This is a genomic window from Burkholderia sp. FW306-1C-G01B, assembly GCF_058781685.1.
Genome location: NZ_JBYSWZ010000025.1, coordinates 9,923 through 31,411 on the forward strand (window position 1 = coordinate 9,923; position 21,489 = coordinate 31,411).

The 21,489-nt window shown below is 67.8% G+C and carries 9 protein-coding genes and 2 pseudogenes; 2 read left to right on the plus strand and 9 right to left on the minus strand.

What is annotated here, in order from left to right; all coding sequences use genetic code 11:
- The 8 genes and pseudogenes from AC3WLY_RS33870 to AC3WLY_RS33905 all read right to left on the minus strand — a co-directional run.
- Positions 1-600 (minus strand): annotated as a pseudogene (locus AC3WLY_RS33870) (hypothetical protein); the annotation flags it as partial.
- A gap of 25 nt (positions 601-625) precedes the next feature.
- Positions 626-802: a helix-turn-helix domain-containing protein gene (locus AC3WLY_RS33875; protein ID WP_243712198.1), complete on the minus strand. Its 177-nt coding sequence runs from the start codon at positions 800-802 to the stop codon at positions 626-628.
- Positions 803-819: 17 nt separating this feature from the next.
- On the minus strand, positions 820-1,074 hold the full coding sequence (locus AC3WLY_RS33880; RefSeq protein ID WP_492310455.1) for a response regulator transcription factor: 255 nt from the start codon (positions 1,072-1,074) through the stop codon (positions 820-822).
- A 772-nt stretch (positions 1,075-1,846) separates the two neighbouring features.
- The gene (locus tag AC3WLY_RS33885) at positions 1,847-3,388 is read right to left on the minus strand and encodes a UxaA family hydrolase (RefSeq protein ID WP_492310456.1); all 1,542 of its coding nucleotides are present in this window, start codon (positions 3,386-3,388) and stop codon (positions 1,847-1,849) included.
- A 44-nt stretch (positions 3,389-3,432) separates the two neighbouring features.
- On the minus strand, positions 3,433-4,770 hold the full coding sequence (locus tag AC3WLY_RS33890) for an MFS transporter (protein WP_310137863.1): 1,338 nt from the start codon (positions 4,768-4,770) through the stop codon (positions 3,433-3,435).
- 93 nt (positions 4,771-4,863) lie between these two features.
- A pseudogene (locus AC3WLY_RS33895) lies at positions 4,864-5,173 on the minus strand (fuconate dehydratase); the annotation flags it as partial.
- A gap of 88 nt (positions 5,174-5,261) precedes the next feature.
- Positions 5,262-6,374, minus strand: a complete 1,113-nt coding sequence (locus tag AC3WLY_RS33900) for a mannitol dehydrogenase family protein (RefSeq protein ID WP_310137858.1) — start codon at positions 6,372-6,374, stop codon at positions 5,262-5,264.
- 17 nt (positions 6,375-6,391) lie between these two features.
- On the minus strand, positions 6,392-7,414 hold the full coding sequence (locus AC3WLY_RS33905; protein ID WP_175963567.1) for a zinc-binding alcohol dehydrogenase family protein: 1,023 nt from the start codon (positions 7,412-7,414) through the stop codon (positions 6,392-6,394).
- Between the two features lie 340 nt (positions 7,415-7,754).
- Here AC3WLY_RS33905 and AC3WLY_RS33910 point away from each other — a divergent pair, with 340 nt between their 5' ends.
- Positions 7,755-8,483 carry a FadR/GntR family transcriptional regulator gene (locus tag AC3WLY_RS33910; RefSeq protein WP_492310457.1) on the plus strand — a complete coding sequence of 243 codons (729 nt, stop codon included), beginning with the start codon at positions 7,755-7,757 and terminating at the stop codon, positions 8,481-8,483.
- A 7-nt stretch (positions 8,484-8,490) separates the two neighbouring features.
- Entirely contained in the window at positions 8,491-8,820 is a 330-nt protein-coding gene (locus AC3WLY_RS33915; protein WP_492332751.1) for a helix-turn-helix domain-containing protein, read from the plus strand.
- On the opposite strand, the gene AC3WLY_RS33920 is transcribed toward AC3WLY_RS33915, so the two are convergent.
- Entirely contained in the window at positions 8,718-21,071 is a 12,354-nt protein-coding gene (locus tag AC3WLY_RS33920; RefSeq protein ID WP_492310458.1) for an LWXIA domain-containing protein, read from the minus strand. The genes AC3WLY_RS33915 and AC3WLY_RS33920 overlap by 103 nt on opposite strands.
- Positions 21,072-21,489: the final 418 nt, after the last annotated feature.

Sequence of the window (21,489 nt, forward strand, 5' to 3'; positions counted from 1 at the left end):
CTGCGGTTGAACGGCAAACGGCAGCAGGCCGCCGAGTCGGCCGAGCAGTTCGCCGATCATCGGCGCGGCGGTGCCGACAATGGCCCCGCCCACGCCCTGCGGCGCGAACGCTGCCTGCGGCTGCACCGAGAACGGCAGCAGACCGCCGAGCTGTCCGGCAACGGAGCCGACGGTGGGTGCGACCGACTTCAGGATGTCGCCGAACACGCCTTGCGGCGCGAACGCTGCTTGCGGTTGAACGGCAAACGGCAGCAGGCCGCCGAGTCGGCCGAGCAGCTCGCCGAGCACCGGCGCAGCGGTGCCGACGATGGCCCCGCCCACGCCCTGCGGCACGAACGCACCTTGCGCCACGGTCGACGCGTAAGCCGGAATGTGTCCCGTGACCGTGTGCGGTACCCCCGGCAATGCATGGTGTACATAAGTCATTTTCAAGTCCTTGATCGAGAGGAAAGAGACGGCGCACAAGCCGCAGGCGGTGCGTCGTGCGCGCCGTTCACATGCCGGCCGGCGATGCTTCCATCGACTCAGGACGCGTGCGTCGAAGCAAACATCGGAGGAATCGGCAGGTCGATTCTGCGAGTCGGGTCCTGCCGGTTCCATTCGGCAAATGCGGTATGCGTCGTTGTCATTGCGAGCCGGACGGCGGAACGGAAAATGGTTCGGTGAGCCAGCCGGAAAGCACGGCCGTATGGAGCAGCGCGCAGATATTGGTGGAGGCCGTCTTCCCGAGAAGATGCGAGCGATGCTTGCGGGCGGTCTGGTCACTGATGCCCAGTGCACGGGCAACCTGCTTGTCGCTCATGCCGGCCGCGAGCAGTTTCAGGATCTCGCGTTCGCGCGGCGAGAACGGGTCGGCACGACGCGGGGCGCCGTTTTTTTGAGCACGTCAGGAAAGAGAATGAAATAGCGAATGGTCAGCTGCGCGGATTTCCGGACGCCGAATTTGTCGAGCAGATTTTCACGATGCTTGCGCGCGGTTGATACGGAAAAGACCAGTTCGGCCGCGATTTCACGGTCGGTCAGGCCTTTCGCGACCAGGCCCAACACGACTGTCTCGCGTGTAGTGAGTTTCAAGATCGATTCCCCGTTGACCCTTGAAAGGGCATCCCCTTTTCGTCACGGGAGCGGTGATCTCCTTTGAATTTTCATGACAACCTCACCGGCGACCGGACTCCGCCCCTTACACACGCGACATGCAAAGGTGGATGCGCTCGAGACTGCAGTGATATTTCCGGCCAACCCTTTATGAAACGAATTTGCCGCGAGTATTCATGTCTGCTCGGCGGTCAAAGCAACACTGCTCGGATTATTTGAATTCGGGCGATCGGAACAATGCATCATACGCCCGCCATTCGGCTTTGCATGATGATTGATATTACCGATTGAATTGACTCAATCGACGTGCATTAAATTATGAATTTACAGGTGAATTTTTATTTTTGTTTATAATTGTCCGAATTCGACACAAACGAGAAATTCTCGATTATTTAATTACAAAACGAAGAAATCGAATTCGACGATTGAAAGCAACCTGGTCGAGGATTTGCGCTGGGCGTCTTCGTCCTTCCGAGCCGATCGTTTTTCGTTCGCAGGGCCCGCGCCCGCCAAAGGGGCGTCCGGACGGCCCTGTCGTGGCTTCGTCGAGTAACGCGGAGAGCGTGAGAATGTGAGTCGGTGTCTGCGAGCCACCCGGAAGCGGGCGCACCCACGATCAACTTCCCGGCAGAGGTGAAATCATGCGGGCGGCTCACCTGCACTACGCGTAGAAATATAAGAGAAACCCAGTTTTCTCTCGCGGATTTCCCGACAGAAATCCCGATCGCCACTGCCAACACGCAATTCCCGGCTACGTCACCACGCCGACCTGCCAGGGCACGAACTCGTTCTGCCCATAACCGTGCAACTCGCTTTTCGAATACGCGCCCGATGCGCAGTCGAGCATGCTCCTGAAAATGTCGTCGCCTAGCCGGGCGACCGTCGTCGTGCCGTCGATCACACCGCCGCAATTGATGTCGATGTCCTCTTCCTGACGCTCCCACAGCGCCGTGTTCGTCGCAAGCTTCAGCGACGGCGCCGGCGCGCAGCCGTATGCGGATCCGCGACCGGTCGTGAAGCAGATCAGGTTCGCGCCCGACGCAACCTGCCCCGTCGCGGACATCGGGTCGTAGCCCGGTGAATCCATGAAAACCAGGCCGCGCGCATCGATCCGCTGCGCGTACTCGAACACGTCGACGAGATTCGTGGTGCCCGCTTTCGCGATCGCGCCCAGCGATTTCTCGAGGATCGTCGTGAGTCCGCCCGCCTTGTTGCCGGCCGACGGATTATTGTCCAGCGCGGCGCCGTTGCGCGCGCAATAGCCTTCCCACCAGGCGATTCGCGCGAGCAGCTTCTCGCCGACCTCGCGGCTGACGGCGCGCCGGGTAAGCAGATGCTCGGCGCCGTAGACTTCCGGCGTCTCGGAGAGTATCGCGGTGCCGCCCTGGCGTACCAGGCGGTCGACCGCCGCACCCAGCGCGGGATTCGCGGAGATGCCCGAGTATCCGTCGGAGCCGCCGCACTGCAGCCCCACCACGAGATGCGATGCCGGCACCGCGACACGCGTCGTGCGGTTCGCTTCCGCGAGCATGTCCGTGACCATCGCGATGCCGCGCTCGATCGTCTTGCGCGTGCCGCCGCTTTCCTGAATCGTGAAATGCCGCAAGCGTGCGCGATCCGCGTGCCCGCCTTCGCGAAGCACATCGCCGATCTGATTGGTCTCGCACCCCAGGCCGATGAACAGCACCGAATGGAAGTTCGGATGCGCGGCGTAGCCGGCCAGCGTTCTGCGAAGAATCGCGATCCCGTCGCCGCGCGAGTCGATTCCGCAGCCGAGCCCGTGCGTGAGCGCGATCACCCCGTCGATGTTCGGATAACCGGCCAGTGCCTGCGGGCGCACATCGCGCCGGAAATGGTCGGCGATCGCGCGAGCCACCGTCGCGGAACAATTCACGCTCGTCAGTATGCCGATGTAATTGCGCGTCGCGATCCGTCCGTCAGCTCGGCGAATGCCCATGAAGGTCGCCGGTGTTTCGTCGAACAGCGTCGGACTCGCGGCCACGCCGAATTCATGCTCGCGCGCGAACTCGGCCATGCCGAGATTGTGCATGTGCACGTGCTGGCCGCGCGCGATCGCTTCGCGCGCGACGCCGATGATCTGGTTGTAGCGCCTGATCGGCTCGCCTTTCGCGATGTCGCGTGTCGCGATCTTGTGACCGGGCGGAATCAGGCCGGCGACGACGAGCGCCTCGGATGCGATCCGGGCGCCGGATACGAGCTGGCGCGTCGCGATCACGACATCGTCGTTCGGATGCAGTCGGATCGCGACCTGTTCGGTGGCGGAGGTAGTCATGATGATGATCCTGGATGGGTCGTGGGATGGCGCGCTGGCGAAGGTTATCGATGCGTGCCGACCTGCGCGCCGCCGTGCGTGCCTTCGGCCGCCGCGTGCCCCATGCCGCGCAGCGAACGCAGCAGCAGCACGCTGACGAAGCACAACGCGGCGACCACCACGAAGCCGGCGCGCGAATCGTGCGACGCCGCGTCCGCGAACGCCTTGATCTGAGGCGACACGAAGCCGCCGAGATTGCCGATCGACACGATGAACGCGATGCCGCTCGCCGCGCCCGTCCCGCCGAGATAGCGTGTCGGCAGGCACCAGAACACCGGCTGGCACGCGACCAGGCCGGGAATCGCGATGCAGAATGCGAGCAGGGTCGGCACCGGCGTATTGATCACGGACAGCGACGCGAACGCGAGGATCCCGACCGTCAGCATGCCGGCCGCGACCTGCAGATGATTGTCGCGACGATCCGCGAAGCGGGTCGCGACGATCATCGCGCCGATCGTGCACAACCAGGGAATCATCAGCAGCAGGCCGATTTTTCCATCGATCCGGGAGCCCATCGTCGCGGCGAATTTCGACGGCAGGTAGAACGCGAGCGGCGCATTGCCGATCTGGATGCAGAAGTACGCGGCAATGAACGTCAGCACGCGGCGGTCCTTCAGCACGCCGAACACGGCCGTCGACAGATGCCGGGGCTTCGCGCGCTCCTCGGCGCCGAGTGCGTGGCACAGCGCCCGCTTCTCGTCCTCGGTCAGCCAGCGCGCGTCTTTCGGCCGGCTCGTCAGGTAGAAGAACGCGATCACGCCGACCACGGTCGCCATCAGGCCCTCGACCAGGTACATCCATTGCCAGTTCCGCAAGCCGAACATGTCATGCATCTGCAACAGGAAGCCCGACAGCGGATTGCCGATCAGCATCGCGATCGGCACGCCGAAGTAGAAGAGCCCGAGCGCACGGGCGCGCCCCTTCGCCGGAAACCAGTAGGTCAGGTACAGGATGATCCCGGGAAAGAATCCGGCCTCCGCCGCACCGAGCAGGAAACGGATCCAGTAGAACTGCGTCGGCGTGTGGGCAAACATCATCGATGCCGACACGAAGCCCCACGTCACCATGATTCGGCTCATCCATACGCGGGCGCCGATGCGGTTCATGATGAGGTTGCTCGGCACCTCGAACAACGCGTAGCCGATGAAGAAGATACCGGCGCCGAATGCGAACGCCGCGTCGCTCAGGCCCGTATCGGCCTGATAGGCGATCTTTGCGAAACCGACGTTCGCGCGGTCGATAAACGCCAGCGCGTACATCAGCGTCAGGAACGGCAGGAGCCGGATCGCGGCCTTCCTGACCGCGCCGGCGAGGTGCTGCGATTGTCGAGGATCATGGTTCATCGTTGTCTCCGGGATTGTTCTCGTCGTGGGGCCGATCGCTCACGTCCGCCATTCGGGTCCGTTCGGGTAGGCAAATGCATCGAGCGACGCCTCCTTCAACTGGCAATCGCCTGCGACCATCTCATGCCAGTACGCGCCGAAGTCCGCCGTGATCTCCTCGAGCGAGCGCCCGATCACGAACAGCTTCGCGAGCGACTTCACCGCATCGACGCACAGTTCGTTGCCGCGGCCGATCGTGAAGGTCAGGCCGTGCCCGTCGATGCCGTTGCGCGCATCGGTAACGATGCGTCACATAGGTCGCCGAGTAGTCCGAATTACCGTTCATCGCGTCGGAGCCGTCCATGCTCTTCGACGTCGGGAAACGAATGTCACGTACCTGCACATCGATAATGCGTGTCGTCATCGCTGCATGTCTCGTTGTCGTTTCATCTCGTCTGATCTTGTCGCCGCGCACGGACGCCCCTGCAACGAGCCCATGCCGCTGCGGCCGTTCAGCCAAGCGCCGCAATCAGGCGCGGCTGCCCGATCGGCAACTTCAGCGCGCGCGCCATTTCGAGCACCGGGCGCAGGCGTCGCAGCTTCTTCATGTCGTGATTGCCGGCAATGTCGGCCAGCCGGTGCGCGAGGAATGGATTCGCGAACCTGTCGCGTACCTCGTCCAGATACGACAGCGCCGCGTTGCGCTCGCCGAGCGCAACGAACACCGGCATCACCTCGTCGTTCCACACCGCTTCGAGCGGTTCGCGATATGCGGGATCGTCCATCGCCGCACCGACCGTCATGTCCGCCGCACCGCCGAGCGCGAGCCATTGCTGCGCGAGCATCGTGTGTCCAAGATTGAGCAGCAGCAGTTTCAGGCGCTCGTAGCGCTCGAGATCGTCGGTCACGACGATGTCGGGGTGTTCGCACGGCAGCGTCATCCCGGCCGTGCGCCGAACCGCCCACAGCGCATACGGCTCGGCAATCGCGCCGACCGGATGGATCGGCTCCGACACGATGCGGTCGACGAGGGAATTGACCCACACGCAGCCGCCGATCAGGTAATCGACGAATGCCGCGTCCGCGCGCCAGCCCCGCGCGACGCCGACCACCAGGTCGCGCAGCGTGTCGCCGTTGCGCGCGACGAGTTCGCACGGCAGCAGCGTGACGGGCTCGCCGCCTGCCCGGAAACGCTCGTGCAGGAGCACCGCAAGCTTCGCCGCGAAGCCGCGCGGCGTGCGGCGCCCGTCGAGCAGGCCCGCGCCGTCGTCGTCGAACAGCGCATAACCGCTGTCGCCGGTGTTCGATACGATCACCCGGACGTCGTGCGCCACGCGCTCTCGCAACAGCGCCCAGTCCTCGCTCGCATGCAGCGCTTCCGTGATCGCCACGCAGTCGACCTGCCGGTCGATCGTCTCGCCATGCCGCCTGCCGCGGATTCTCACCGGATAGCGTCCGGCCGCGCGCAGCGCATCGATGCGCGCGCGACTCTCGGCGCTCGACGTCGTCTGCACGACCGTCACCGCACCGAGCGCGCGGCCGACCGCCAGCGCTTCGGACGTGAACAGGTCGACATGCGCCTGCAGGAAGCGGCTGGTACCGAATTGCAGGATCGGATTGGCCATCGGTTTGCCGTCCGCGCTCAGCATTCGACGAGCGCCTTGATCACGCCGGCGTCCGGTTCGAGCAGCTCCGCGAAGCGGTCGGGCAGATCGGCCAGGCTCAGCGCGTGCGTCTTCAGCGCATCGGTCGGAACCTGGCCGGCACGCATCGCGGCGAGCACCGTTTCGAAATCCACCGGCGTCGCGTTGCGGCTCGCGAGCAGCGTCGTTTCGCGTTTGTGGAATTCCGGGTCCGAGAACGAGATGCGCCCTTTTACGAGCGAGATCAGCACGTACTTGCCGCCGTGCGCGACGAAGTCGAGGCCGCGCTCCATCGCCGCGAGATTGCCGGTGGCATCGAACACGACGTCGAAAAACTCATCGTCGGTGAGCGCTGCGAGACGCCGCACGTCCGCGCCCTCCCCCGTCGTATCGAGCCGCACGGCGGCGTGCGCACCCAGCGCCGTCTCGCAAACCGCGAGCCGGTCTGCGCGAGCGTCGAGCACGCAAACCCGCGCGCCGCGCAGCGTCGCGAAAATCAGCGCAGCCATGCCGATCGGACCGGCGCCGACAACCAGCACGCGCTGCCCGGAGCGAACGTCGGCACGCGCCACGGCGTGTGCGCCGATCGCGAGGAATTCGATCATCGCGGCCTGATCGAGCGTGACGCCGTTCGCGTCGAACACGAATGCCTGCGGGACGGCGAGGTATTCGGCCATGCCGCCGTCCGCGTGCACGCCCAGCACCTGGATTCGCGTGCAGCAGTTCGTCTTGCCGGCCCGGCACGCGATACACGTGCCGCATGACAGGTACGGCATCACGTAGACCTGGTCGCCGGCCTTGACGCGCCCGCCCGCCGGGGCGCTCTCGACGATGCCGGCCAGTTCGTGCCCCATCACGCGCGGATAGGCAAGATACGGCTGGTTGCCGGTGAAAATGTGCATGTCGGTACCGCATACGCCGACCCGCTTCACGCGAATCAGCACATCGTCGGGCCCCGCGGCCGGCATCGGACGCTCGGCAACGACGAGGCGGCCGGGTTCTTCGCAAATGACTGTTCTCATCGGGATCTCGATAACGTATGAAAAGAGGACGGTGTTGATGCAAATTGGCCTGACCAGGCGAAGGCTATTGGCCTGACCATTTGTGGTCAAGCCAATTTCGTCAAATCCATGGAAAACACCTAGATCGCGACGCTGCCGAGAAAACCCATGACAGGCCTTGTTCGACCGTCCCATAAGGCGTTTACCGGCACACGCCAAGCAGCAGACGATGCCGTCTCGGGACACTCCGGTAAGGCCAATTCAAAGTCGAGTGCAAAGTACTCTGACGCTGGTCTCCAGAACGCCTGACAAATTGGTCAGGCCAACCAAAGTTCAGTAGACTCGTTGCTCCGGAACACACGTGCGCGATCCGCCGCGAGGGGGAGCATTGCCGGGCCCGTTCAATCAGGTGGATACCCGCCGTCTCTATCAGCGCATCGCCGACCAGATTCGCTCTCTGATCGAGGAGGGGCGCTTTGCCGACGGAGAACGCCTGCCGCCCGAGCGGGATCTCGCACAACAGCTTGGGGTTTCGCGGCCGTCCGTTCGGGAGGCGCTCATTGCCCTGGAGATCGAAGGCATCGTCGAGGTGCGGATGGGAGCCGGCGTGTTTGTGTGTGCCGTCGCGAAGGCCCCGGCCGCGCCGGCGGCATCGCTTGGCGAAAACCCGATCGAGCTGATGAATGCCCGTGCGGCGCTGGAAGGCAGCGTGATCGAGTTGGCCTGCGCCCGCGCGACGCCCGAACTGCTGGCACCTGTACGTCGCGCCGTGGAAGCGATGCGATCCGCGATTGCGGAAGGCCGCTCGCCGCTGCAGCACGATCGTGAACTTCACGTGGCAATTGCCGCGATGACGGGTAATTCCGTTCTGGTCCGACTGGTGGGCGAGCTCTTCGATGGGCGCCACAGTCCGATCTCGTCACGCGTCAGCGCACGGGCGGAGAGCAGGCAAACGTGGGCCAAAGCATTCGAGGAGCATGAATCGATCCTTCATGTGCTCGAGAATGGCGAAGTGCTGATGGCACAGGCAGCCATGCGGACACATCTTTACGCTTCGCAACGACGCTGGCTGGAGCAGGAGCGCAACTGAAGAGACTGTGCGGCGCGCCAACGGCAACCTGTCGTCAGCGGCGCGCACGCTCGGCATTACCCGCGCGCAACCGGCTTATCGTCTGCAGCGGCGGGCGGACGAGTCCACCAAGGTGACGTGCCGTCGGCGATCTGCCGGGCGATGCTCCGCCGCCATCAACCGAGCGCCACGGACTGATCCGGTGCTTGCCGCCGCCCTACGCCGGCAAACACCGCCCGAACCCGCCGCCCTCCATCACCCGACGATCACCTGCTGCCCGGGAGCGATCTCGCCCGGATTGCTCGCCAGATTCCGGTTGAGCTGCAGGATCTCGTTGAGCGCGACGTTGATCCGCTGACCGTCCGACATCCGCTGCTGTTGATCGGCCGGCACGTGGGCCGCGGCAAGCAGCGATCCTTCGTGACGTTCGGCAATCGTCCACAACGAATCGCCCGCGACCACGTTCACGGTCAGCGGCGTGGCACTTGGCGAACTCGACGGAGGCTGCGCCGGTTGCGACGGTGTCGCGGACGCGCTCGGTTGCGACGGCGTCGCTGACGCGTTCGGCTGAGCCGGCGCGGTCGTCGCGCCTGGCGACGGCGCCAGCGACGCGCCCGGCGTCGGCGTCCCGGCGTTCGAACCCGAATGATTCGTCGATGAACCGGGCGTCTTGTGCTTATCATCCGACGCCGTCGCCGAGGTAATCAGACTGATTCCCTGCATGACGCCGAAGATCGCCACCGGCGCCAGCGCGATGCCGGTCGGCAAGCGCTCCAGCCACGGCGTCGCATTCGGGAAATGCGAATGCAGGCGCCCGGCACCGAGCAGCACGCCGGACATCGTCGTCAGCGTGCCGGTATACGGATCGCCCGTCATCGCGGTATGGATGCCGCTTGCGATGCTCATCGCCGAGGTCAGGTAATCGCCGGTCGCGCTCACGGTACGCGCCAGCTGGCTGCGATTCTCGGCATTCACGCCGCGCAGGCTGCCCTTGTAAACGATGCCGGTATAGGCGGCGCTGAATAGCCCGCCCACGGCCTGCCCGCCGGCCACCAAGTCTCCCGTCGCGTACGCCCTGGCCACGTTCATCGTGATCGAGCCGGCGTAACCGCCCAGCGCAAGCACGCGGCCGATCCGGCCGATCGAGTGTCGCGGGCTGCCGTGATGCAGCAGCTTCAGCGACGTCCCGCCCACCACGCCCTGCATCTGCGCGAGCATGTCGGCGGCGATCGCCTTCGTATGCGTCACCGTATCGTCGAACGACAGTTGCCCGTCATCGTTGAGCGCGCGCAGCTGCGCAGCCTTTGCCTTGCCCTCGTACGCAATCTGCTCCAGCTGCGCGCCGCGCCCCGCCACGTCGAAACCGTTCGCCTTCAGTTGCGTCTGCAGCCCGCGCACGAGCCGGTCGACCACCCGGTCGAACACGCGCGGATCGCCGTTCTTCAGGCTGGCGACCGCGCCGTGATGCAGCGCCTGGAACACGCGACCGACCCGCAGCCCGGCATACAGCGAATTCGTCGCGGTGCGCACCGACTCCCGGCCCAGCCCGATGAGCAAGCCGGCCCCGGCGCCACCGGTCACGGCGGCCGCCGTGATGTCGCCGGCAATCCGCCGCGGCGACGGCGGCGGCCGGTTGTCGCCGATCGGCTCGTCGTGCACACGCAGCGCATGCAGTTCCGCCTGTGCGCGCTTCGCGTCGGGAATGGCGACCTGCGCGAGCTGGGCGGCCTCCCGGCGGCTCGCGCCGATCGGCTTCGTGCCGTCGTTGATCAGCGCGGGATCGCGCACGACCGCACGCCAGTGGTCGAGCGGGTCCGCCGCGGCCGGCCGCGCGCGCGTGGTCACGCGGTCGGGCACGCCGGCGCCGTACTGTTCCAGCCAGCGAGCGCCGAACGTGCGCGCGCCCCGTTCCGTCTCGTTGCGCGGCGGATTGCCGTCGGCTTCCCATAGCGGCATCGCATGCTCGATCGTCGCCTTGCGCGCCTGGTTCAGCCACACGGTCGTGTTGCCTTCGTAGAGCTGCTGACGCAGCGCGGCCACGTCGGCGGGCGTCATCCCGTGCGCCGCGCCGATCCGCTCGACTTCCGCGAACAGCAGCTGATGCTGGTTCGCCAGCGTCTGCCGGTCGACGCGCTCGAACACGCGCGTCAGCGCGTCGGCACCGTGCAGGCGTCCGATCACGTCGGGCCGGTTGCGGTATTCGACGATCAGCTTCGCGAGCGCGCCGGTGAGATCGTGGTTGCCGATGAAGTCCGCGCCGTGCGTGCCGTACGACAAGCCCATGTGCACCCACTCGAGCCCGTTGCGTTCGAGCACCGCGCGCAGCAGCTTTTCATGGCCGCCGCCCGGCACCGACTCCGGCACCGCGTCCCAGCCGTGGAACGTGACCATCACGTTCGGCGCCGCGACGCCCGGATTCGCGTTGGCCCAGCGTTCGAGCGCCGTAAACATCCGCACATAGTCGTGATAGGTGTCGTTGGTGCCCGACTGGAACCGGTAGTCGGCGCCGGATACGAGCGCGCGCGACGGCGCGGTCTCGAGCCGGATCGCGAAACCCGAGCGCGCGGCCTCGTCGAGCCAGCGATGCAGATGCGCGAGATCGTCGAGCGCGAGCGCCTTGCCGTCCGTGCCGGGCGCGGGATGGATCATTCCGTTCTCGCCGTCGAACACGGCGTTTTTCTGGTCGCCGAGCGCATCCACCGCGCGCAGGAAATCCGGATCGTGCGCCTTGCCGAGCGCCGCCGCGAGCGAATGCGGATCGACCACGAGCGTGACGACCGGCATCACGCCGCCGTGCCGCTCGACCTGCTTCGTCATCAGCGCCGGATCGTCGCTCAGCGAGAACGAACGCGCCATCGGCACCATGCGGTCCTGCAACTGCGCGTTCGAGCGCGTGAAGAACTGCCGGATGCGCTTGTCGGCGACCGTCGCCGCGCCGAACCGGCGCGTGCGCTGCCTGCCCGGCACCGGCAGGAAGCGCGACGACGACGTCGGCACGTCGCGCGCGACATACAGCTTGTTGAGCAGCGTCCGCCACATGCCCACGTCGACCATCACGGCCTGCGGCTCGCCCTTCAGCACCAGATCCTCCATGTTGCCGGCGCGCTGCGCCTGCTTGTTGAAGGCCTCGACCTGCTCGTGCGTGGGGAAGTACTGCTCGGGTTTGGCCGCGCCGTTGCGCAAATTGAACTCGACGACCGTGGTCGACGACAGCCCCGGCTGGTACGGCTCGATCGCCAGCGTCTCCAGCGCCGCGCCGTTGCGGGAGAAGCCGCTCCGCCGCAGGCGCTGCAATTCGCCGCGCACTTCGTTGTAGCCGAGCCGCGTGCGCGCCGCGAGCGCGCGGAACGGCGCGGACTGGCGGCCGCGCGCCTCCGCGTCACGCAGTTGCCCGAGCAGCGCCTGCTCGCGCGCCTCGAGCGCCGCGACGCGCGTCGGCCGCGCGGCCTTCAGGAATTCGCGCGGCGACAGTTGCGTGAGCAGGAAATGCATGTCCGCGCCGAACCGGTCGGTGCCGATCGGCATTTCGTCGAGCGCGACACCGTTGCGGCTCGCGTTGTTCGCGTCGCGGACGTTGTCGAACCAGCGCATCTCGCCGTTGCGCTCGGCGATCACGCCGCGCGGGTCGCCGAGCGCTTCCGCCACCGGGCCGTCGGTCTCGAACACGTAGATCACGTGCTGGCCGCCGCTCACCGAGCCGTTCCGGATCGCGGTCAGCAGGTGCGGCACGCTGTTGCCGCTGAAGTCGACCGCGTTGAACGCGGACTGGTCGGACGGCAACAGATGCGGATCGACGAGCGGCGAGCGCGACGCGGTGCCGCCCCCGCCCTGCTCCGCGTCCGCGCGCACCAGCGGCCGGCGGGTCGGCACGATCGACTGGAACGTGTCGCCCGCCGTGCGGCGCGGCTTCGTGTCGGTATCGGGCTCCTTCGCCGGCCGAAAGCCGCCGATCCGGTCGACGGTCTCGGGCTTGACGTCGCTGGCCACGAAGCGGATGCCGCGCCGAGGCGAGCGTCCGACCGGAATGCCGCCCCTGCGCTGCCGCCGGAACACCGCGCGCAGATCCTGTTCGGGAATCTCGGTGTCGGCGAGCGGCGCCTTCTCGTAGTACTTCCATTCGTGATCCGCGTTGCGCTCCGCGTAGCCGAGCACTTTGCCCGTCTCGTCGTCGATCACATGGATCCAGCGACGGTCGCCTTCGACCGCGCGCACGGCCTGACGCGGCCGCTTGAAGCGCGGCGCGTCCTGCAGCTTCGCGATGTCGGCGGCCAGCTCGCCATCGACTTGTCGGTTCGATGCCGCCACCGACCACGACGATTTGCCGTCCGGCGTCTTGATCGTCGACGGGCCGCCGAAGCGCATCAGTTCGTCGTGCGCAACCGGCGACACATAGAAGTCGTAGCTGCGGCGCGTATTGCGCCCCTTGCTGCCGGCATTCGTCAGCGCCTTCTTGAGCGCGTTCGGCACGCGCTTGCCGTCCAGCATCCGCACCGGACCGAGCGCGCCGTTCGCGTCGGTCTCGAGCACCGCGACGACGGTCGGCGGTGCATGTTCGGCGTCGGCGGCGGGCCGCGCGGCATGCACGGCGACCAGCACGTGCGCGTTGGGGCCGAGCCGGCGCGCGAGCCCGTCGAGGGTCGGCGCATGCGCGCCGTCGACGCGCGTCAGCGTGCGCCGCTCCAGGCTGTCGAGCCATGCGGCGGCGCTTGCCTGGGCTTCGGCCGCCGCGGCCACCGTGGCGCCCTCCGGCACGGCGGGCGCGCCCGCATGACCGGCTGCCGCGGCTGGCGTCGGCGCGCCGGACGGATCGCCGGCGGCGCCCGCGAGGCGGCCGGCGGCCGGGCCTGCCGGTCCGATCATCGGCCATGTCGGGCTGCCGTCGGCCGCGCCGACCGCGCGCGTTCCGCCGGCATGCACGGCCGCATACCCTTCCGGCAATCCTGAGCGATCCACGCCGACGAGCCGGTACGACACGTCGCCGGTTGCCGCGTCGCGGGTCCGCACGACATACATGTCGACGCCGGCCGGCTTGAACAGCTCGCCGCCGGGCGTGGTGACGCGCAGCGCGCTTGCCGGATCGTGGCCGAGCGCCGACAACAGCACGACGTCGGCCGGTGCGGCAGCATCGACGGCAGCCAGGTTCGCGGTCGCGCTGGCCGCGACGCGTTCCTGCGCCGTCAGGTCGCCCTGTGCGAAGACGGTTTCGTCCGGCAACGCATCGGCCGGCACGTACGCGTAATTGCGCGGCCCCGGATGCGCCGCATCGAGCGCCTGCCCGAGATCGTCGTGCGCGACTACCCGCGTGCCTTCGGGCAACGCGCGCTGTCCGTCGGGCGTCGCGCGGCCCTGCGCGTGCGTTGCCGCAGCCGTGGCGTCGGGCACCGTGCCGCTGAACCGGAACCAGCCGTCCTCGGGATCGAGCGCGCCGAAATCGGTGCCGCTGCCGAGCACGATGCTGCCGTCGCGCGTCACGAATTCGACGCGCAGGTTCGTCAGGCCGGCTTCGTCGAACGCCTGCATCACGCCGTCGATCACGCGGGTCGGTTGCGGGTCGTCGAGGAAATAGCTCGGCCAGTGCTGGCTCACGGTGCCGCCGGCGCGCGTGACGCGCGCGGCGTCGCCGATCACGCCCGGCCGATCGGTCAGCGCGCTGCGGAACGGATGGTCGAGCGTGACGGATTCGAACGTATCGTCCGGAATCGCGGTGAAGTCGTAGCCGGGATCGGCAAACGTCGGATCGGGCACGCGCGGCACCGTCGGCCGCGCCGGCGTGTCTCGCATCGGCCGGGCCGCCGTGTGCGTGGCGGCCGGCGACGGCTGCGCGTCCGGCGCGGCGGGGAGCGCCGGGCGGCCCGCGCGCGTCGGGTCGCCGCGGAAGCTCTGCATCGGCAGGCGATCCTTGTCGACCTGGCCGGTCAGTCGCGTCCCGCGCACGGCGGTCGAACCGTCATGCTCGACGAGCAGGATGTCCGGCGGCGCCCAGACCGAAATCGGCCGTCCCGTGATCTCGGACAGACGCTGCGCGAGCGCGGCGGCGAACGTCGTGCTCGCGGCCCGCACCTGACCGGGCGCGATGCGCAACGGATCGTGCTTGTTCGAACCGCCGAAGCACGAATACAGCGTCACGTCCTGCTCCGGTTCGAGAAGCGGCGCGACGCGCTCGGCCACCTCGCCCGGCGTCATCGGCCGGCCTTCGGGGCCGAGCATCGCGTCCGCCGACATCCCGTGTCCGAACACCACATGATGGCCGGGCGGCGACATCAGCCCGCGCGCGCCGATCGCATGCAGCGGATCGTCGGGCGGCATCAGCAGCGTGTCGGCCGGGCGCAGGAATTCGGGATGCTGCGTCGCGTCGACACCGGTTACGTCGTCGAATCCGGGCTGCAGCACCGACTGGCCGTGGACCGTCGTCGTGATGACGCCGTCGTTGACGATCCTGCGGTCCGTATAGACGCGGCTGCTCTTCGGATAAATCTTCTGCGGGATGCCCGACAGGCCGTCGTCGGCCTCGGCTGCGGTGGCCTGCCCGGTGCGCGCAGCCCATTCGTCCGCCGTGAAGATCTGCCCGGGCCCGACCTCGACGAGCGGGGTCGGCACATAAACGGGCGGCTCGCCCGCGTCCGGTTCGGGCGCAAGACGCGGATGCGCGGGCCCGCGCGGCGTCGGCCCAGGCGCGGGCCGTCCGGCCTCCTCCGGCGTGCCGGCGTTGCCGCGCCGCCCGCTGTCCGCTTCCGGATCGATCTGCGCTTCGATCGGGCGCACCGGTTCGACCGGCACGTCGCCGTGCGCAGCCGCGCCCGGCATGGGCTCGCCCCGCCGCGCGAACACCATCGGCGGTTCGTTCGCGTCGGGCGTCTCCGGGATATGCAGATAGAGCCGCGTCGACACGTCGGGATCGTGTGCCGGCACGACGATGTCGTCGCTGTTCGGATGCAGGAACAGCGCCCCGGTGCCGCGCACCGAGTTGGACGCAATCGACGCGATCACGGGCACCTGCAGCTCGTATGCGAGCTCCTGCGCGAACGGATAGCCGCCGGAGCCGAGATAGCAGCCCGTCAGCAGCACGCCGTTGCCCTCCGTATAGGCGGGATCCTCGAGCAGCTTGCGGGCGAATTCCCGCGGCGACATCGTGCTGCCGCCTTGCGTGACGGCGGCCGAGCTGTCCCAGCTCACGTCGCGCGGCTTCGTGCCGTGCGATTCGGCGATGTCGAAGCCCGACACCTTCAGGAATTGCCGCGCGGTCGCGTGGCCGAGCAGGTTCACGACGCTCGAACCCGGCACGGGCCGCAGTTCCAGCGGATTGATGCGAATCGGCTGCGCGCGGCCCGGCGAGAACTTGCCGTTCACATCGGGTTCGATCTGGAAACGCGCGAGCCGGCGGCCCGGATTGGGGATCGCGCGCCGCCACCCGGCCGCGTCGTCGTCGCCGAGCCGTCCGAATACCGGTGCCTGGATCAGGTCCGCGAATTCCTGCAGCAACGCGGGATCGGCGCCGCTGTGCGGCCCCTCCAGCGCGACCGGCACGCCCGGCGTGTAGCCCTTCCACGCCAGATCCTCCAGCGCGTGCGTCATCTCGAGCGCGCTCGCCGAGCGGCCGCTGCGCGGATTGACGATCGATCCGCGCCTCGTCAGCACGCGCCACACGTACACGCCGAGCGGCACGCGCACGTCGCCCGAGCTATCGCCGCCGCCCCAGCGGTTCGACACCGGGCGCAGCGCCACGTTGCTCCAGTTGACCGGATGCGCGCCCTGGTCGATGACCGCCAAGGCCGGCGAGAAGCGGTAGGTGCGCGGCGCATGCTGCACCGAATGGTCGGGCACCCCCGCGTAATTGGGGGCGCCGGGCTCCACCACGATGCCGCCCGCATAGCCCGAGGCGGGGCTGCCGTCGTTGCGATAGCGCGGCGAACGCCACGCGACGAAGCCGCTCGCGCCGTAAACGTCCACCCCCAGCACGTTTGCCAGCAATTGCGCCAGCGAAGTCACCCGCGTGCCCGCGCCGCATGCATAGAGGATCACCGGCGATTTGCCGTCCCAGCCGCTCTGGCGCACCATTTCCGCGAGATCGTCGGCGCTCATCGGCTTGCCGGTCGCACTCGCGAACGCATCGGCCCACGCGTGCGCATACACTGCGAAATAGCCGGGCGGCACCGGCATCAGCGGCCGTTCGCCGGCCGGCAGCAGGTTCTCGGGCTGCTGCGGGTGGGCCGAATAGATCGCGAGATCGGCTTCGCGGCGCGGATACGCGCCCCACTGCGTTTCGTTCAGGCCGAGCGGCGCGTTGATCACGTCGACGCGCCGGCCGTCCTCGCTGCGGATCAGCGGCTTGGCCGGATCGAACCCGCGCGGATACGCCACGTGCAGCGTGCGGTCGTACGCGTCGTTCATCGACAGCACGAACGCATTGCCGGCGTCGTTGAGCCCGATGCGGCCGACGACCGCCTCGGGCGGCACCGTGCCGTCCGCGGCGAGCGCGCTGCTGTCGACCAGCGCGATCCGGTAGCGGCCGGCCGCCACGCCTTCGCCGCCGACCATCAGCGCGTCGTGATAGGCCGTATAGCGGGTCACGCCGATCGTGCCTTCGTCGTCGGGCGACGCGGCCGCGCGTGCCGCTGCATCGTCGGCCGCGCGGGCGCGGCGCGCGTCCGCCTTCGCCACTTGCATGTCGTCCCACAGATTGCCCCGTTCGGTGGCGGGCAGCCCATCTTCCTCCGGCACGCGCACGTCGCCTGCCGCGTCCTCCAGTGCGTAGACGTAGTACTCGACATGCTCGAGACGGTTGCCGCTCTCGAGGATCGACCCGATCACGCTGCTCAGGATCTCCGGATCGGCGGCGACATGCGCGGGAATCGCCCACGACGCGGGGCGCGCCACCGTCCCAGGCGCACCGGCCTCGGTCGGCGCCGCCTCATCGCCCGCCAGCGCGCCGGCGACCGCCGGCGTCACCGCCCCGTCGCCCGCTTCGGCGTCGGGCGCGAGCCGCAGCAGCGTCACGTCGCCGTCTTCCGGCGTGCCCTGGGTGCGGCGCGCGCGCAGCCACGCGGAGAATCTGGACCGCAAGCCGGTTTCGGCCGGCGCGACCGGCTCGCCGTTGTCGGCCGGTTCGCCGAAACTGCGTGCCTGCTGCTCGGCGTGCTGCCACGGGTTGCCGATCTCGCCCACTGCGAGACGCTGGTTCACCAGTCCGCTGTTGAGCATCGTGTGCACGACGTCGATCGTGGTCGGCCGCGGCGCCGACGGTGCGGGCGTCTTCGTGATCGCGCGAATCGGCCGTTCCATCAGCGTGTGCGAGCCGAGGCCCATCTGCGCGACGCCGATCCCGAGGTTCAGCAACTGCTGCGCGCGATCGGAATCGGACATCGCGTCCCAGTTCTTCACCAGCGACACGCCCTGGTCGACCATCTGGTAACCGCCGATCGCGCCGCCGGTCACGTTGAACACTGCCGCCGTGCGGCCGGTCGTCTGCGCGAGCGACTGGAACGCGTTGGCCTCCTGCGTGAAACGGCCGAGACCGGCGGCCTCGGCCGTGACGCCCTCGCCGCGCGATGCGAACGCGATGATGTCGGACATCTGCCCCGTCGTGCGCAGCAGCGACGACGCTTCCGCGAGCGACTTCGCCGCCACGCCGAGCCCGCCGCCCGCGAAGCCGGCGCCGCTGCCGATCAGGCTGATCCAGTCGCCGCGCGCCTGCGCGTTGCCGAAGCCGGTCGACTGGCCGTGATCGCTCAGGTTCTTCAGGTCGCCGATCGCGGCCGGCACGCCGACCGCCATCCCCGCGCCGATGGCCGCCATTGCGTAACCGAGCAGCGGGCCGCCGCCGATCGCCCCGATCCCGCTCGCAACCAGCACGACACCGCCGGCCGCCGCGAGAATGCCGGTGCCGATCTCGAGAATGTGTTCGGCGTGCTGGTACCACTCCGTCTTGTGCGCGTCGATCGGTTCGTATTGCCCGAGATCGACGGGCGACCCATCGAGCTTCAGGCTCTTCGGCACGTACAACTGGCCGTCGTCGGACAGCGCATTGTTGTGCTGGTAGTCGTCGACGGTGTCGTACTTCCAGCCGCGATCGTCGATCAGCTTGTACTGGTCCGGATGCCCCTCGACCTGCACCTTGAACAGCGCGCTCGGCGCGGTGCCCGTGCTCTTCGACACGTAGTAGATCGGCACCAGCGACACGACCGCGTGATCGCCGCCGACCTTGCGGATCTGGTCGACGACGGTCTGGATCATCTTCGTCGCGGCCGAATTCTGCGCGTACAGCGACTTGCTGTTCACCGCCGTGCCGTTCAGCAACTGCCCGTTGCCGACGATCATCTGCTCGAGCAGCGCCATCGACGGCACGTCTTTCGCGTCGGTCGGCACCGCGCCCGGGTCGTCGGGCTGTATCCCGAGCCCCGCGCCGACGAAGTTCGTGAGCTGGTCGGAACCGACCGTGAACGTCCGGGACTGGCCGTCGAAGTTCTTCTGGAAGTCGTTGAAGTACGCCTTCAGCTGCTTGTCCGGATCGGCCTTGAACAGGTTGTAGCTGGCCGTCGCGGCCTGCTTGTTCTGGTTGCTCTGCGCGTGCTCGGTGCCTTGCTGGTAACGCAGCTGGAAGTCGTTCGCGAAGCCCGAGCGGAACCGGTCGTCGTTCTGCATCTTCGACAGCAGCGCCTTCGACAGCGAAGGATCGACGCCGGACGAAAGCGCCTGGCGCACGCCGTCGAACCCGTATCCCGTGTCGCTGCCGCGCAGCGTGTAGATCATCGTCTTCGCGTTGCCGTTGGCGTCGAGCAGCCAGCTCGCGACGTCGTCCTCGCGATGCACGGGCTCGCCGTTCGCGGTCGGCTGCTGGTCGGCCAGCCCGACCGCCTTGCTGAGCCCCTTGTAGAACTCGGTGCCGTCCCCGTAAGGCTGCGGCGTGCCCGTGTTCGACTGCGTCCACTTGTTGCCGAAATCCTTCTTGACGGTGTCGAGCACGACGCCCGCGAATTCGGGCGGCGCATTGGCGAGGATGTCCTGCATCCATTTGCCTGCCTTGTCGGCGTTCATCCTGCCGTCGTAACGCGCCTGCATGCTCGCCTGGTCCGTCGCCTTCGAATCGGGCTTCTGCATCAGCGGATCGATCTGCGAATGGATGAAGTTCGCGTCGAAATGCGGCTGGCCGGCCTGCGTCCACAGCGTCTGGCGCTCGTCCAGCGAGAACGATGCGTCCATGTTGGTCTTCAGCACCTGGAGCGCGGCGCCGGGGTTGCTGCCCGGGTTCTGCATCAGCAGCGAGACCTGCTGCTTCGTGTATTGCAGCCGCACGTCGGGCGCCGCCGCGAGCAGCAGCTGGATCTTCTGGTACCCGGGCGAGTTCTTGTCGACGTGCGCCATCGCATACTGGAACGCGCCTCCCGGCTGGTCGATCTGATCCTTCAGCGCCTTGGCCGCGGCGGGGTCCTTCAGGTTGGCCGGATTCACCTCGACCCCCGTCAGCTTGACGAACGCCTCCGCGAGCGGGTTCTGCTTGGCCAGCGCCTGTTCCTGCGTCGACAGCTTCGGGTCGTTCGGATCGACGGTCTGGCCCGTGTCCTGCAGCAGCGCAAAGGTGACCGGATCGGACTGCGCGAGCTGCTTCATCTGCGGCGACAGCGAAGGATCGTCGGGATTGATCGTCGCGATCGTGCGGTTGAGCTGGCTTTGCTCGCCGAACGCGTCGACGAGGCCGGTGTACCACATGCCGTCGTGGTTCTGCTTCACGGACGCGACGGCCTGTTTCTGCTCGTCGGGCGTCACGTAGGTCAGCGCGGTGTCGTCGCCGCCCGCCACCACCTTGTCGTACTGGCTCTGTGCCTGCGACATCTCCCGCGTGATGTCGGCCTCGTCGGCACGGCGCAATCCGCCCGGTTCCTTCTGCCACGCCGCGTAGTCTGCCTTCGCGTCGTCAAGGCGCAGCGTCGCGGCCGACACGCTGTATTCGTGGCGCAGTGCGGTCGTCAGCGCCGTGTAGGCGGTGTCGCTGTTCGCGTCGGCCGTGCTGGCCGCCTGACGCAACTGCGCACCGGTTTCGGGGTCGGCGCGCCGGACGCCGCCCGGCAGCGCGTTGTACTGCTTCACGTCGGCATACGCGTCCTGGTCGTGCTGCACCGCCAGCGCGAACTGGAATGCCTTCTCGTTGGTCGCCCGCTGGGGCGCCGATTCCGCCGCGACCGCCTTCTGCGCGTCGTCGAGCACCTCGCCGAGCACGGGATCCTTCGGCGAGGCGTTGCGCAGATCCGATGCGACGCCCGCGATCGCCTTGTTCGTGTCGCCGCCGCCGTCCGCGGCGACGCGCATCTGGTTCTCGACGGCTGCCTGCACCGCGCCCCAGGCGCTTTCGGCCTTCTTGACCTGGTTGTCGAGGTCGGCTTGCGACGCGCCCTGGTCGTTCAGGCGCTTGAGCGCCGCCATCTCCGCCTGCGCCAGCTGGAGCAGGCGCTGCGTCTCGGCCTGCGCCGCGGCGAGGGCCTTCTGTTCGGGGGTCTGGGCCGGAGGGGCGCCGGCGGCGCCGTTGTTGTTCGTCCCGTTATTGTTCGTCGGGTTGTTGTCGTTCTGCGGCTGCGGCACGTCGACCGGTCCGCCCCCTCCCACTGCCATCAACACCATGTCCGTTCTCCCGCGGCATGCGTGACGTACCGGGCAAGCGGCAGGCCGCCACGCGCAATGGTCCATTGTGCCGAACCGACAACGCGCAAAAAGTCGCGAATTACGTAGTCGCCGGCCCGGTTACGCCGGCACCGGGAAACGTGCGCTACGAATGTGGTGCGGGCAACGGCCGTTGCTTGCCGATACCGGTTCGGCACAGCGCGAGCGGTAAATTTTTCCGTTGCCGTCCGTGCCGTCCATCCAATACTCATTGGCCTGGCGAAAGCCGCGGCAGCGGCCGCACTGAAACCGAAACGCGTCGCCGACGCCGCGACGCACTCCCCCTGCGCCACACGCGCCCCGCTCCCGATTGAATCCCGACGCCGGCGCCGACACGCCGCGATTCCGCTCGATTCCGCAGAGGACCTTTCCTGTGCAA

What these genes read in the sequence shown, in the direction of transcription:
- AC3WLY_RS33920 (WP_492310458.1), bottom strand. Translation starts at nt 21,071, where the DNA reads ATGGTGTTGATGGCAGTGGGAGGGGGCGGACCGGTCGACGTGCCGCAG.
- AC3WLY_RS33885 (WP_492310456.1), bottom strand. Translation starts at nt 3,388, where the DNA reads ATGACTACCTCCGCCACCGAACAGGTCGCGATCCGACTGCATCCGAAC.
- AC3WLY_RS33900 (WP_310137858.1), bottom strand. Translation starts at nt 6,374, where the DNA reads ATGGCCAATCCGATCCTGCAATTCGGTACCAGCCGCTTCCTGCAGGCG.
- AC3WLY_RS33890 (WP_310137863.1), bottom strand. Translation starts at nt 4,770, where the DNA reads ATGAACCATGATCCTCGACAATCGCAGCACCTCGCCGGCGCGGTCAGG.
- AC3WLY_RS33905 (WP_175963567.1), bottom strand. Translation starts at nt 7,414, where the DNA reads ATGAGAACAGTCATTTGCGAAGAACCCGGCCGCCTCGTCGTTGCCGAG.
- AC3WLY_RS33875 (WP_243712198.1), bottom strand. Translation starts at nt 802, where the DNA reads ATGAGCGACAAGCAGGTTGCCCGTGCACTGGGCATCAGTGACCAGACC.